Source organism: Burkholderia sp. MSMB1072, assembly GCF_001524725.1.
GTDB lineage: Bacteria > Pseudomonadota > Gammaproteobacteria > Burkholderiales > Burkholderiaceae > Burkholderia.
On sequence record NZ_LOYC01000015.1, the window covers coordinates 69,887 to 82,723 of the forward strand.

The window sequence follows — 12,837 nt, forward strand, 5'->3', positions numbered from 1 at the left end:
GCCGTTCATTGAAGCTCGACGCGGCGGATCTCGCCGACGACGAACAGGTAGCAGACCACGGCGACGAGCGCATGCGCGACGACATAGACGAGCGCGCCGTTGAACGAGCCGCTGCGGTCGACGATATAGCCGATCGCGATCGGCGTCGTGATGCTGGAAAGATTGCCGCACGTGTTGAGCAGCGCGCCGCTCAGGCCGGCGATCTGGCGCGGCGCGGTGTCGGCGTTGACGGCCCAGCCGAGCGCGCCAAGCCCCTTGCCGAAGAACGACAGCGCCATGAACACCACGACGAGCACGTGCGAATCGGTGTAATTGCAGACGATCATCGACATCGACAGCAGCATGCCGATCACGATCGGCACCTTGCGCGCGACCGACAGCGACCGGCCCTGCCTGAGCAGCGCATCGGACACGACGCCGCCGAGAATCCCGCCGAGGAACCCGCATACGGCGGGGATCGACGCGACGAGGCCGGCGTTGAGGATCGACATCCCGCGCGCCTGCACGAGATAGACGGGGAACCATGTGATGAAGAAGTAGGTGAGCGCGTTGATGCAGTACTGCGCGACGTACACGCCGACCAGCATCCGGTTTCTCAGCAGCGCCTTCACGTGGCGCATCGACGGGCCGCCGTCGCGCCCGCCCGTCGCCTGGTCGATGTTAACGAGCGCACCGCCTTCGGCGAGGTAGTCGAGTTCCGCGCGGTTGATGTTCGGGTGATGCTTCGGGTCGTACATCGTGCGGTTCCACACCAGCACGAACACGAAGCCGAGCACGCCCATCACCGCGAACACCGACTGCCAGCCGAACGCATGCACGAGCCAGCCCATCAGCGGCGCGAACACGACGGTCGCCGCGTACTGCGCGGCGTTGAAGATCGCCGACGCGGTGCCGCGCTCGGGCGCCGGGAACCACGCGGACACGATCCGGCTGTTGGCGGGGAACGACGGCGCCTCGGCCGCGCCGACCAGAAAACGCAGCCCGAACAGCAGCGCGAACGCGGCCGCCCCGCCGAAGAAGCCGATCCCGCCTTGCAGCAGCGTGAACAGCGACCAGAAGAAGATGCTGAATGCGTAGACGATGCGCGAGCCGTAGCGGTCGAGCAGCCAGCCGCCCGGCAATTGCGCGACTACGTACGACCAGCCGAACGCGGAAAAGATGAAGCCCATCTGCACGTGGCTCAGGTGCATCGAGCGGGCCAGCGCCGGGCCCGCGATCGCGATGGCGGCGCGATCCGCGTAGTTGATCGTCGTGATCGCGAACAGGACGGCCAGCACCAGCCAGCGCACGCGGGTGCGCCGGGCCGTTGCCGACGCGGACGCCGGCAGCGCGTGAAGCGGATTCATGACTCGTCTCCTCCGAAGGGCGGAAGGTGCCGTCGTGCGGCAGGCGCGTCGGGTGCGCGCGTGATGTGTGTGGATGCCGCCGACGGGAGGCCGGGCACCGGACGCCGATGCAGGCGCAGCGTCCCGGTCATTCTGTCATGTCGACATTTGCGCTTTCATGCCAATTGCTGACTTGATCGATTCAGCATTTGAATCGATCGAAGGCGGTGCGCGGTCACGCGTGCGCGTCGTCCGGGCCACTGCGGTGGTGGTGCGCCACGTGCTGCGCGAGAAACTCGACGGCGGCGCGCACGCCCGGCAACTGGCCGCGCCGATGCGGCATCAGCAGCGTCGTCGTGACGGTGCCGGCGCACCAGCCGGGCAGCACGCGCACGAGCGTACCGGACGCGAGCGCGGCCCCGGCGATCCAGTCGGGCAGGCATGCGAGGCCAAGGCTGGCCGTCGCCGCCTGTAGCAGCAGCGTCGATTCGTCGGCCTGCAGCCGCAAGCGCGGCGTCACGTCGACGGTGTCGCCGGCGTCGTCGCCGCGCTGCAGCCGCCACGGCTGCGGCCCCGGGTGGAGCCCGTCGTGCTGCGCGAGATCGGCCGGCGTGTCGGGCGTGCCGGCCCGTGCGAGATAGGCCGGCGCGGCGACGACGACGATCGGCGACGCCGCGAGCGGCCGTTGCACGAGCGCGGAATCGGGCAGCGGCGCGAAATGGCTGCGCACCGCGATGTCGAAGCCTTCCTGCGCGATGTCGACGAGTCGGTCGCTCGCATGAATCTGCAGCAGCAGCTTCGGGTGCGCGATCGCCAGCGCCGGCAGGCACGGCGCGAGGATGTGCTGCGCGACCGGCACCGAGCTCGTGATCCGCACGACGCCGGCCGGCTCGGCGGCCTGCCGCAGCACCGCGTCGCGCGCGCTTTCGGCCTCGATCACGGCGGCGCGCGCATGCTCGAAGAATTCGGCGCCGACCGGTGTGAGCCGGAAGCTGCGCGACGTGCGATGCACGAGCCGCGCGCCGAGCGTGCGCTCGAGCTCGGCCACGCGCTTGCTGACCGTCGATTTCGGCAGGTCGAGCCGGCGCGCGGCCGCCGACATGCTGCCGGCATCCACCGCCTGCACGAACAGGTAGAGATCGTTCAGATTCACTTCCAGCGTCCACATGGAGAAACGACGGGTTTCGATTTTAGCGGCTACTGCGCCATCGTCCGCCATGGGAGCATGACGGCTCGTTCAACTTTCGCGGAATTCTCCGATGTCTCCGATCCTTCTCTACGGTATTCCCGCCGGCTGCTCGTTCGGCTCGATCGTCGCGCTCGAATGGGTCGGCCGCCCGTACCGGCTGTCGCGCATCACGATGCCGGGCGCGGTGACGAGCGACGCGTTCGTCGCCCTGAACCCCGTCGCGGAAACGCCGGCGTTCGTCACCGCGAACGGCGACGTGCTGACCGAAAGCATCGCGATCCTCGGCCATATCGGCGCGCAGGCGCTCGACAGCGGCCTCGCGTTTCGCCAGGGCAGCGCGGATTTCGACCGGCTGAACCGGATGCTGGCGTGGCTGAACACGACGTTCTTCAACGCGTTCGGTGCGCTCTGGTACGTGTACGAACACGACACCGAAGGCGCCGAGAAAACGGCGCTGCAGGCATACGGTCGCGGCAAGGTGCTGAAGGCGCACCGGCAACTCGAAGCGCTGCTCGAACGCGGGGAAGGCCCGTGGCTGCTGGGCGCGCGGCGCACGCTGGCCGATGCGTACTTCGCCGGGATCGCGCGCTGGGCCGACTATCACGCGGTGTTCGAGCGCGATGCGTTCCCGCGTGTCGCCGCGCTGCGCGCGCGGCTCGCCGACGATGCCGGCGTGCAGTTCGCGCACGCGATCGAGGAAAACCTGCCGCCGCCGGCGTCGTCGGCGTTCGAAGGGCATGTGTCGCTCGACGACGCGTTGGCCAGCGCGCGCGGCATCGCGGTGCCGGCGCGGGTGGCCTGACCGGCCACGTCGGCCATCCCGGCCACGCGGCGGGGTGGAATCCGCTGGCGTTTTTTACCCGGATAATATTGACATCCAATTAATACCCGGATAAAAATAGCGTCATTCCGATTCCAGCCTGCGGGCGACCACCATGACGACTTCCACGCTCCTTCCTTCGTACACGGCCTTCGACGGGCACCGGCGGCTCGCGTCGGGCCCGCTCGCGACGGTCGCGCTCGCAGTCCGGCAGGCGGCCGGCGACGCGATGCCCGGTTCGATCCTGATCTTCGACGACGCGACGGGCCGCTCGATCGACCTCGACCTGCGCGGCACGGCGGACGACGTTCGCGCGCGCTATGCGGTGCCGTCGGGCGATGCATCCGGCGGCGCCGGCGAGCCGGCCGGCGCGGGCGAGCAGCGCGGCCGCGGCCGGCCGAAGCTCGGCGTCGTGTCGCGCGAGGTCACGCTGCTGCCGCGTCACTGGGAATGGCTCGGCGCGCAGCCGGGCGGCGCGTCGGTCGCGCTGCGCAAGCTCGTCGAGGACGCGCGGCGCACGCATGCGGCGGCCGACCGGCAGCGCGACGCGCAGGCCCGTGCCTACCACTTCATGTCGGCGATGGCGGGCGACCTGCCCGGTTTCGAGGAAGCCGCGCGGGCGCTGTATGCGAACGATCCGGCGCGGCTGGCCGAGTGCGTCGCCGGCTGGCCCGACGACGTACGCGACCATGCGCTCGCGCTGGCGCGCGGCGACCTGCCGCCGTCCACCGAAGGCCACTGACGGAGCGCCGACGCAATGACCGTATTCGACCTGAACCGCGGCGCGATTGCGCCGGTCGCCGACGAAGTCGACCTCGTCGATCTGCGTGTGACGGGCACCATTCCGCGCGAACTCGACGGCACGCTGCTGCGCAACGGCCCGAACCCGCCGGGCGGCCGTTTCGAAGGCAACGACGTGCTGTCGTGGTGGCCGGAGGCCGCGATGCTGCATGCGATCGCGTTCGACGGCGGCCGCGCGCCAGCTACCGGAACCGCTGGGCGCGCACGCAGCGCTGGGCCGCCGTGCATGCACCCGGGCAAGTGCCGCATCTGCCCGACACCAATCCGAACGTGAGCGTGTTGCAGCATGCGGGCGAACTGCTCGCGCTGGCCGAGGGCGGCGCGCCGCTCGCGATCACCGCCGCGCTCGATTCGCCCGGCCTGCCGGCGCGGCATGCGGGTTTCGACGGCGGGATGACCGCGCATCCGAAGGTCGACCCGGTGACCGGCGAGCTGATCCTGTTTCGCGCGGACTGGCGTGCGCCGTGGCTGCGCTACGGCGTCGTGGATGCGCAGGGCGTGCCGCGCGTCGGTCTCGAGATCGAGCTGAGCGCGCCGTCGATGATGCACGACCTCACGATCACCGAAACCCGCAGCCTGTTGCTCGACCTGAACGTCGGCTACGACTTCTCGCTGCTGAAGCAAGGCCACCGGATGCCGCTGCGCTGGCACGACGACCGGCCCGCGCGCATCGGCGTGATCCCGCGCCACGGCGGCGACGTGCGCTGGTTCGGCGTCGAGCCGTGCTTCATCCAGCACGTCGTGAACGCGTACGACTGCGACGCGTCGTGCATCGTGCTCGACGCGGTGCGCTATCCGTCGTTCCTGCGGCTCGACGCGCGCACGGGCCGCTTCGCCGACAACCCGGTCGGCGAGCTGTGGCGCTACGTGATCGATACGGCGAACGGATTGGTCGACGAAGGACCGCTCGCCGACGGCGGCATCGAGCTGCCGCGCATCGACGAAAGCCGGACCGGGCGCCGCTACCGCTATCTGTATGCGGCCGAGCAGCCGAACCCCACGGAAATGCGCGGCGTGATGCGTTTCGATCACGTGCGCGGCACGACGATGCATTTCGCGGTGCCGCCCGGCGACCAGAACGGCGAACCGGTGTTCGTGCCGCGTCCGGGCCGTCGCGACGAAGACGGCGAGGACGACGGCTGGCTGCTGGTGATGGTCTACCGCGCGGCGACGGATACGAGCGACGTCGTGATCCTCGATGCGCGCGATCGACGCGGGGCCGGTGGCGACCGTGCATCTGCCGCGTCGCGTGCCGGCCGGGTTCCACGGCGCGTGGGTGCCGCGCGAACGTCGAACGTGAGCGGCGGCGCGCGTCACTGCGCGCGCAGTGCGTCGACGATCTTCAGCCGCGCGGCGCGCATCGCCGGCAGGAAGCCGCCGACGAGCCCCATCACGAGCGAGAACACGAGCGTCTTCACGACGATCGCCGGCGTCAGCACGAAGCGGAACGACAGGTCCGAGAAGGTCTGGAAGTTGGTCGTCGAGAACGACGCGAACTGCATCAGCGACGCGCACGCGAGCCCCATCACGCCGCCGACGAAGCCGAGCAGCAGCGCCTCCAGCAGGAACGCGACGAGCACGTTGGTGCGCTTGAAGCCGAGCGCGCGCAGCGTGCCGATCTCGGCCACGCGGTTCGCGACCGACGCATACATCGTGATCATCGCGCCGATCATCGCGGCGATCGAGAAGATCGTCGACAGCGTGATGCCGAGGATGTTGATGAACGTCGACAGCGCCTTCGACTGGTCGCCGTAGAAGGTCTGTTCGCGTTTCGCCTCGTCGGTCAGCCGCGGGTCGACGTCGATGTCGGCCTTGAAGCGCGCGAAGCCGTCGGCGCTCGGGATGCGCAGCACCATCGACGAATAGCTGGTACGCCGGAACGACTGCATCAACTGGTCGACGTCGCCCCAGATCTCCGAGTCGAAGCCGCTGCCGCCCGCGTCGAACACGCCGACGACGGTCCAGTCGCGCTGCGCGAAATGCAGGCGGTCGCCGAGCTGCGTGCCGCTGAAGCCTTTCGCGATCGCGCTGCCGACGACGATCTCCGACGAGCCCGGCGCGAACGGGCGGCCGGCCGCGAGCTTCACGTGCGGCCGCAGCGCGAGGCCGGCCGGCGACACGCCGCGGATCACGACGTTCGACGGCTTGCCGGTCGACGTCTTGACGAGCGAGATCAGCACGACGGCTTCCTTCGATACGAGCGGCCGGCCGTCGGGGCCGAGCGCGACGGCCGGGTGCATCTCGAGCGCGTTGGCCTGCTGATGGTCGATCGAACTCTGGATCTCGGTCTCGGCGCCCTTGCGGATCACCACCGCGTTGTCCGCCTCGCCGGTCGACACGAGCGTTTTCGTGAGCCCCGCGTCGAGCATCTGCACCGTCGCGAACACGAAGATCACGAGCGCCATCCCCCCTGCGGTGAGCGCGGTGGTGAGCCGTCGGGTCCACAGATTGCGCGCGATGTAGGTGAGCGGGATCGCCATGCGCGCCTCTATCCGATCGCCCGCAGGCCTTCGACGACGCGCACGCGCGCGGCCTGCCATGCCGGCACGAGCGCGGCCGCGAGGCCGACCGCGACCGAGCACGCGGCCTGCAGCACGACCGTCTCGGTCGACACCTTGAACACCGGGAAGATGCCGCCGGCCGCCTGCTTGAACAGGCTCGCGGCGGGCGGCGTCGCGAGGATGCCGAGCCCGCCGCCGGCCACCGCGATCGCGACCGATTCGCCGAACACGATCAGCGCGAGGAACCCGGGGCCGAAGCCGAGCGCCTTCAGCGTCGCGTATTCGGCCGTGCGCTCGCGCGCGCTCATCGCCATCGCGTTGGCCATCACGGCCATGATGATCAGGATCACCACGTACGACACGAGGCGGATCGCCGCGATGATCTGGTTCGACATCGCGACGAAACCGAGCTGGAACGCCTGTTCGGTCTCGGTCAGCGTTTCGGCGAGCGAGTTCTTGAACACCGCGTCGACGTTGCGCGCGATCGACGCGCCGTCGTCGGGGTTCGCGATGCCGAGCACGAACACGCCGACCTGGTCGGCCTGCTTCGGCGTGCGCTTGCGCACCGTCTCGTTCAGGTAATCCCAATGGAACACCAACTGGCGCGTGATCGTCGAATCGTCGCGGCCGTCGAGAATCCCGCGCACGACGAAATCCCACGTGCCCGGATAGATCGTGCCCTTCAGCGGGATCACGTCGCCGACCTTGAAGCCGAATTGCGTCGCGAGCTGGCGGCCCACGAGGCAGCCGCGGCGGTCGCGGTCGTAGTCGGCGCGCTGCTGCGCCGGCAGGATGAATTCGGGATACAGGTCGAGATAGTTGTCCGATACCGCGAAGCTCGCGAAGAAGTTCTTCGGGTCGCGGTAGATGCCGCCGAACCAGTTCGAGCGGACCACGGCCGTCACGCCGTCGACGCCGCGGATCCGGTTCTCGTCGCTCACCGGCAGCGGAAACACCAGCGAGATCGCGTTGCGGGTGACGAGCCGGCCGCTGGACGCGGCCGCCGCGCCCGCGTACCACGCGTCGACCACCGTATGCAGCAGCCCGAACGCGAGCACCGCGATGGTCAGCCCGAGTACGGTCAGGAGCGTGCGCAGCCGGTGCCGCAGCGCGTTGCGCGCGATCAGCTTCACGACCATCTTGCGCGCTCCCGCCGCCGGTCAGCCGGCGTGCCCATCGATCAGCTCCCCTTTTTCCAGATGCACGAGCGAACGCGCGGCACCGGCCGCATGCGCGTCGTGCGTCACCATGATGATCGTCTTGCCGAGTTCGGCGTTCATCCGCTGCAGCATCGCGAGCACGTCGGTGGCCGACGCGCGGTCGAGGTCGCCGGTCGGCTCGTCGGCGACGATCAGCACGGGATCGGTGATCAGCGCGCGCGCGATCGCGACGCGCTGCTGCTGGCCGCCCGACAGCTCGGACGGGTAATGGCGCGTGCGATCGCCGAGATTCACCATGTCGAGCACGAGCTCGACGCGCTCGCGTCGTTCGCGGCGCGACAGGTGCGTGAGCATCAGCGGCAGCTCGACGTTCTCGAACGCGGTGAGCACGGGCATCAGGTTGTAGAACTGGAAGATGAAGCCGACGTTCGCGGCGCGCCATTCGGCCAGTTGCGCCTCGGCGAGTTGCGAGATGTCGAGGCCGCCGACGCGCAACTCGCCGCTGTCGGGCCGGTCGATGCCGGCCACGAGGTTCAGCAGCGTGCTCTTGCCGGAGCCGGACGGTCCCATCAGCGCGACGAAGTCGCCTTCGCCGATGTCGAGCGAGATGTCGGTCAGCACGGGCACGATCTGGTTGCCGCGCCGGTACGACTTCGCGACGTGGCTGATCTCGACGAGGGGCGGCGGGGCGTCGTTCACGCGCGCTACTTCTTCGCGACGGTCACTTTCGCGCCGTCCTTCAGCTTCGCGCCCGGCGCGAGCACGACCGTGTCGCCGGGTTTCACGCCACGGATCGCCACCAGCTCGCCGATCCGCATGCCGCGCGTCACGGCCACCGCATGCACGGTGTCGTCCTTCACGACGAACACGACCGGCCGGCCGTCGCGCTCGACCACGGCGCTCGCCTGCACGGCGGTCACCGGCTGCCGGTCCTGCGGCGACGCCGGCTTCGACAGGAATGCGATCTTCGCGCTCATGTCGGGCAGCACGCGCTCGTCGCGGTCGACGAAGCGCACCTTCGCGAGCACGGTGGCCTTCGAGCGGTCGACGGTCGGCACGATCCGCGACACGCGGCCGGCGAAGCGCATGTCGGGCAGCGCGTCGAGCTGGATCTCGCACGGCTGCTCGGCGCGGATCTTCGCGATGTTCGATTCGGCGACGTCGGCCTCGACCTCGAGCGTCTCCATGTCGGCGATCGTCACGACCGCGCCCTTGCTGTCCGACGCGGACGAGAACGGCGTGATGTTGTCGCCCACGTTCGCGTGCTTGGCCAGCACGATGCCGTCGAACGGCGCGCGGATCACCGTCTGGTCGACCGCGACCTGCGCGGCCTGCGCGTTCGCTTCGGCGGACGCGATCGCGGCCCGGTCGCTATTGAGCGTCGCGCGCGCCTTGTTCACGCGGGCCGTGTCGGTGTCGAGCTGCGCGGCCGGCACGGCGCCGCGCGGCGCGAGCGCGGCGGTGCGGCGCAACGCGATCTCCGCATCCTTGAGTTCCGCCTGCGCGACGCCGAGGTTCGCGCGGGAGACCTGCACCTGCGCGCGCGCCTGGGCAAGCGACGCCTGCACGTCGCTGCTTTCGAGCCGCGCGATGACCTCGTCCTGCTTCACGCGCGTGCCTTCGAGCACGCCGAGCCATTCGACGCGCCCCTGGCCCTTCGACGCGACCGCGGCCTTGCGTTGCGGCACGACGTAGCCGGTCGCATTGAGCTGCGTGTCGTTCTGGTACGGATAGGCGGACGTGACGGACGTAGTGTCGACGGTCGGCCGACCGGTGAGCGCGAGGCCGGCGACGATCGCGATGACGATCAGCGCGGCGGCGACCGCATAGCGGACCCACCGGCGCCGACGCGGCACCGGTGCGATCGGACGCCGGTCGATTTTCAGTTTGTCCAGATTGTGATCGGGCAATTTGAGCGCCTCGAGACGGCGGCGGTCGTATGACCGGCGCGATCCGGTTTCCGGGGAAAGGGACGGATGGACGCCAGTATAAGCGCCGCCCCGGCGTCGCGCGAGCCGGTTTGCGGCGCCGCGCGGCGGCGGCCTGTCCGGCCTGCCGGCGCCGGCCGACGCGCCTGCCCCCGGGGAAACCCGAGGATGCAAGCAACGTGTCAACTTGCCGCGAACGCGGTGCGTTATGGAACCAGTGCGTCAGGTTTTGTCGCGACGGAAACGGCGAAAGCCGGCCTCGCGGCCTGGGGCTCCGGTGCGAATGCCTCGCATCTTTGATTACCGGTACGTTTGATTTTTTCTCCGCTAAAGGAAGAACAATGAAGAAGACGCTCGCTTCGATCATCGCCGCAGCATTCGCACTCGCATCGGTTTCGGCATTCGCACAGGCGTCCGCGCCGGCAGCCGACACGTCGGCCGCCGCTTCGGCACCGGCCAAGAAGGATCACAGCAAGCCGAAGCACCAGCTGAAGCACCACGGTTCGAAGAAGGGCCAGGCGAAGGCTGCAGCCGCATCGGCTGCCGGCACGAACGACGCAGGCACGCAGAACTAAGCGGTTCGCCGCCACGGCCGGCGTTGCCGGTCACCGGTCTGCCAACCCCGCATGCTTCGGCATGCGGGGTTTCGTTTTTTCAGGCGCCGGGTTCGGCGGGTTCGTCGAGCCGGGCGGGCGGCGGCATGCGCATCGCGTCGACCACCGCGCGCATGCGCCGCCAGTGCGAGCCTTCCCAGAACACGCGCCGGCACACGTCGCACGCGGCGAAGCGCCGGTGCCGCTGCCGGATGCCGGCCGGCACGCGCGGTGCCGCGGCCGCCGCATCGAGCGGATGCAGCGGCGCGTTGCAGCGCAGGCACAGCCGGAACGGCCGCATGTGCGGCGCGAGATCGAGCCGCTCGAACAGTTCGCGCAACTGGTCGGCCGGCTGCAGCGCATGGAGATAGCAGCCGCGCGCGACCGCGCGCCGCTTGAGCAGCTCGCGGTCGCGCGTCAGCACGATCCGGTTCTCCCGCTCGGCGAGCGCCGCGAGTTCATCGTCGCGGTAGTGGTTGTCGTAGCAGGTGTCGAAACCGGCGAGGCGCAGCAGTTGCGCGAGGCCGCCGAGATGCGCGTCGGCAACGAAGCGCCATGACGCCGGTTGCCGCGCGGCCGCGCCGTTGGCCGCCGGCCCTGCGCGCTCGGGAAAGACCTCGACGCGGTCGCCGTCGTCGAGCGGCCGGTCGAGCGCGGCCGGCGCGTCGTTCACGCACAGCCGGCCGATTTCGGTATGCGGGACGCCGAGCGCCTCGATCGCATGCTTCGCCGTCGCATCGCGGGCGTACGCGTGCGCGAACGCCCGGTCGCGCTGCGGGCGCGCGAGAAAGGCGTTCAGTTCGCCGTGAAAGCGGAAGGTCGCGGTCGTCATCCGTGCAGTATCGCACCGCGCCCGGCCGGCGGCAGGCGCTGCAAAGCGCCGGCATCTGTGTTTAACTCGCGGCTTCACGAAGCGAAGGAGCGGGACATGGATCTCGGGTTTATCGGGCTGGGCGAAATGGGGCAGGCGATCGCGACGAACCTGCTGAAGGCGGGCCACACGGTGCGGGTCTGGAACCGGTCGCGCGAGCGGGCCGAGCCGCTGGCGGCAGTCGGCGCGCGTGTCGTCGACACGCCGGCCGACGCGTTTCGCGGCGACGCCGTGTTCTCGATGCTCGGCGACGATACGGCCGCGCGCGCGGTATTCGACGACGCGCTGCTGGCCCAGGCGCCGCGCGGGCTGATCCACGTGAACATGGCGACGGTGTCGGTCGCGCTCGCCGAATCGCTCGCGCACGCGCATGCGTCGCGCGGCATCGACTACGTCGCCGCGCCGGTGATGGGGCGGCCCGACGTTGCGGCCGCCGCGCGCCTGACGATCATGGCGGGCGGCCCGGCCGAGGCGATCGACCGCGTGCAGCCGCTGTTCGACGCGATCGGCCAGAAGACCTGGCGCTTCGGTTCGTTGCCGCAGCACGCGAACGTCGCGAAGATCGCCGCGAATTTCACGCTCGCGTCGGCGATCGAGACGCTCGGCGAGGCGTCCGCGCTGCTGGGCGCGCACGGCGTCGCGATGCGCGATTTCCTCGACGTGATCACCAGCAGCGTGTTCCCGGGGCCCGTCTACGAAGGCTACGGCGCGATGATCGCGGAGCGGCGCTACGAGCCCGCGCGTTTCAAGGCGCGGCTCGGGCTGAAGGACGTCCGGCTCGCGCTGGAGGCCGGCGACGCGACGTCGGTGCCGCTGCCGGTGGCGAGCGTCGTGCGCGACAGCCTGCTCGACGTGCTCGCGCACGGCGGCGGCGACCAGGATTTCGCGGTGCTCGGCGAGGCCGCGCTGCGCCGCGCCGGCCGCTGACACGCGACAGAAGCGCCGTGCGCACGGCATAATCGGCAGTCCGTTTTCCCTTACATCATTCCAGGCAGAGGCAGTTCATGAACTTGCATACGTGGTGGCTTTTCGTGGCGACGGTGTTCGTCGTGTCGGCGATTCCGGGCCCGAACATGCTGCTCGTGATGACGCACGGCGCGCGGCACGGGCTGCGGCGCTCGTCCGCGACGATGGCCGGTTGCCTGAGCGCGCTGGTGCTGATGCTCGCGGTATCCGCGGCGGGGCTCGGCGCGGTGCTCGAGGCATGGCCGGCGATGTTCAACGCGCTGCGCTTCGCGGGCGCGGCCTACCTGATCTATCTCGGCGTGAAGGCGTGGCGCGCACGCGTGGACGACGCGCCGGCGGCCGACGCCGATGCCGTGTCGCAAGGGGCGTCGGCGTCGCGCGTGGCGCTGTTCCGCAATGGCTTCCTGGTCGCGGGCAGCAATCCGAAGGCGATCCTGTTCGCGGCCGCGCTGCTGCCGCAGTTCATCAACGCGGCCGAGCCTACGTTGCCGCAGTTCGGCATCCTCGTCGTCACGTTCGCGGCGATCGAAGTGAGCTGGTATCTCGTCTACGCGGCGTTCGGCACGCGCATCGGCGCCACGCTGAAGAGCCAGAGCGTCGCGAAGGTGTTCAACCGGCTGACGGGCGGGCTGTTCGTCGGCTTCGGCGCGATGATGGCGCTGGTTCGTCACTGATTCCCGGCC

Annotated in this window: 12 protein-coding genes and 1 pseudogene; 6 read left to right on the forward strand and 7 right to left on the reverse strand. The window is 69.8% G+C overall.

Annotated features, from left to right (window positions below; all coding sequences use genetic code 11):
• Nucleotides 1–5: 5 nt before the first annotated feature.
• Both WS89_RS07935 and WS89_RS07940 read right to left on the reverse strand, forming a co-directional pair.
• On the reverse strand, nt 6–1,346 hold the full coding sequence (locus tag WS89_RS07935; RefSeq protein ID WP_059503330.1) for an MFS transporter: 1,341 nt from the start codon (nt 1,344–1,346) through the stop codon (nt 6–8).
• A gap of 214 nt (nt 1,347–1,560) precedes the next feature.
• Nucleotides 1,561–2,544: a LysR family transcriptional regulator gene (locus tag WS89_RS07940; RefSeq protein ID WP_059790382.1), complete on the reverse strand. Its 984-nt coding sequence runs from the start codon at nt 2,542–2,544 to the stop codon at nt 1,561–1,563.
• Nucleotides 2,545–2,584: 40 nt separating this feature from the next.
• Between WS89_RS07940 and WS89_RS07945 the strand changes: the two genes are divergently transcribed.
• The 3 genes and pseudogenes from WS89_RS07945 (at nt 2,585) to WS89_RS32045 (ending at nt 5,435) form a co-directional block, all read left to right on the forward strand.
• On the forward strand, nt 2,585–3,316 hold the full coding sequence (locus WS89_RS07945; protein ID WP_059790384.1) for a glutathione S-transferase family protein: 732 nt from the start codon (nt 2,585–2,587) through the stop codon (nt 3,314–3,316).
• Between the two features lie 133 nt (nt 3,317–3,449).
• Nucleotides 3,450–4,076 (forward strand): DUF2239 family protein, encoded by a 627-nt coding sequence (locus WS89_RS07950; RefSeq protein ID WP_059503335.1) that lies wholly within the window; start codon nt 3,450–3,452, stop codon nt 4,074–4,076.
• A gap of 15 nt (nt 4,077–4,091) precedes the next feature.
• A pseudogene (locus tag WS89_RS32045) lies at nt 4,092–5,435 on the forward strand (carotenoid oxygenase family protein).
• 13 nt (nt 5,436–5,448) lie between these two features.
• Here WS89_RS32045 and WS89_RS07960 read toward each other — a convergent pair.
• From WS89_RS07960 to WS89_RS07975, 4 genes are read right to left on the reverse strand one after another with little or no spacing between them, the layout of a single operon-like run.
• Nucleotides 5,449–6,615 (reverse strand): ABC transporter permease, encoded by a 1,167-nt coding sequence (locus WS89_RS07960; RefSeq protein WP_059503340.1) that lies wholly within the window; start codon nt 6,613–6,615, stop codon nt 5,449–5,451.
• Between the two features lie 8 nt (nt 6,616–6,623).
• Nucleotides 6,624–7,775 carry an ABC transporter permease gene (locus WS89_RS07965; RefSeq protein WP_059503342.1) on the reverse strand — a complete coding sequence of 384 codons (1,152 nt, stop codon included), beginning with the start codon at nt 7,773–7,775 and terminating at the stop codon, nt 6,624–6,626.
• A gap of 21 nt (nt 7,776–7,796) precedes the next feature.
• Nucleotides 7,797–8,495 carry an ABC transporter ATP-binding protein gene (locus WS89_RS07970; protein WP_034209543.1) on the reverse strand — a complete coding sequence of 233 codons (699 nt, stop codon included), beginning with the start codon at nt 8,493–8,495 and terminating at the stop codon, nt 7,797–7,799.
• 5 nt (nt 8,496–8,500) lie between these two features.
• On the reverse strand, nt 8,501–9,706 hold the full coding sequence (locus tag WS89_RS07975) for an efflux RND transporter periplasmic adaptor subunit (RefSeq protein ID WP_059790386.1): 1,206 nt from the start codon (nt 9,704–9,706) through the stop codon (nt 8,501–8,503).
• Nucleotides 9,707–10,065: 359 nt separating this feature from the next.
• Here WS89_RS07975 and WS89_RS07980 point away from each other — a divergent pair, with 359 nt between their 5' ends.
• Complete coding sequence (locus WS89_RS07980) at nt 10,066–10,299, forward strand: hypothetical protein (RefSeq protein ID WP_012327737.1); 234 nt, start codon at nt 10,066–10,068, stop codon at nt 10,297–10,299.
• A gap of 79 nt (nt 10,300–10,378) precedes the next feature.
• On the opposite strand, the gene WS89_RS07985 is transcribed toward WS89_RS07980, so the two are convergent.
• Nucleotides 10,379–11,149, reverse strand: a complete 771-nt coding sequence (locus WS89_RS07985) for a Mut7-C RNAse domain-containing protein (protein ID WP_059790388.1) — start codon at nt 11,147–11,149, stop codon at nt 10,379–10,381.
• 96 nt (nt 11,150–11,245) lie between these two features.
• On the opposite strand from WS89_RS07985, the gene WS89_RS07990 reads away from it, so the two are divergent.
• Together WS89_RS07990 and WS89_RS07995 are read left to right on the forward strand one after the other, a co-directional pair.
• Entirely contained in the window at nt 11,246–12,115 is an 870-nt protein-coding gene (locus tag WS89_RS07990) for an NAD(P)-dependent oxidoreductase (RefSeq protein ID WP_059503349.1), read from the forward strand.
• A gap of 77 nt (nt 12,116–12,192) precedes the next feature.
• Nucleotides 12,193–12,828 carry a LysE family translocator gene (locus tag WS89_RS07995; protein WP_059503351.1) on the forward strand — a complete coding sequence of 212 codons (636 nt, stop codon included), beginning with the start codon at nt 12,193–12,195 and terminating at the stop codon, nt 12,826–12,828.
• Nucleotides 12,829–12,837: the final 9 nt, after the last annotated feature.

Bases quoted from the DNA above. Each gene is read 5' to 3' on its own strand.
- WS89_RS07935 (WP_059503330.1), bottom strand. From the start codon at position 1,346: ATGAATCCGCTTCACGCGCTGCCGGCGTCCGCGTCGGCAACGGCCCGG.
- WS89_RS07940 (WP_059790382.1), bottom strand. From the start codon at position 2,544: ATGGCGGACGATGGCGCAGTAGCCGCTAAAATCGAAACCCGTCGTTTC.
- WS89_RS07945 (WP_059790384.1), top strand. From the start codon at position 2,585: ATGTCTCCGATCCTTCTCTACGGTATTCCCGCCGGCTGCTCGTTCGGC.
- WS89_RS07950 (WP_059503335.1), top strand. From the start codon at position 3,450: ATGACGACTTCCACGCTCCTTCCTTCGTACACGGCCTTCGACGGGCAC.
- WS89_RS07960 (WP_059503340.1), bottom strand. From the start codon at position 6,615: ATGGCGATCCCGCTCACCTACATCGCGCGCAATCTGTGGACCCGACGG.
- WS89_RS07965 (WP_059503342.1), bottom strand. From the start codon at position 7,775: ATGGTCGTGAAGCTGATCGCGCGCAACGCGCTGCGGCACCGGCTGCGC.
- WS89_RS07980 (WP_012327737.1), top strand. From the start codon at position 10,066: ATGAAGAAGACGCTCGCTTCGATCATCGCCGCAGCATTCGCACTCGCA.
- WS89_RS07985 (WP_059790388.1), bottom strand. From the start codon at position 11,149: ATGACGACCGCGACCTTCCGCTTTCACGGCGAACTGAACGCCTTTCTC.
- WS89_RS07990 (WP_059503349.1), top strand. From the start codon at position 11,246: ATGGATCTCGGGTTTATCGGGCTGGGCGAAATGGGGCAGGCGATCGCG.
- WS89_RS07995 (WP_059503351.1), top strand. From the start codon at position 12,193: ATGAACTTGCATACGTGGTGGCTTTTCGTGGCGACGGTGTTCGTCGTG.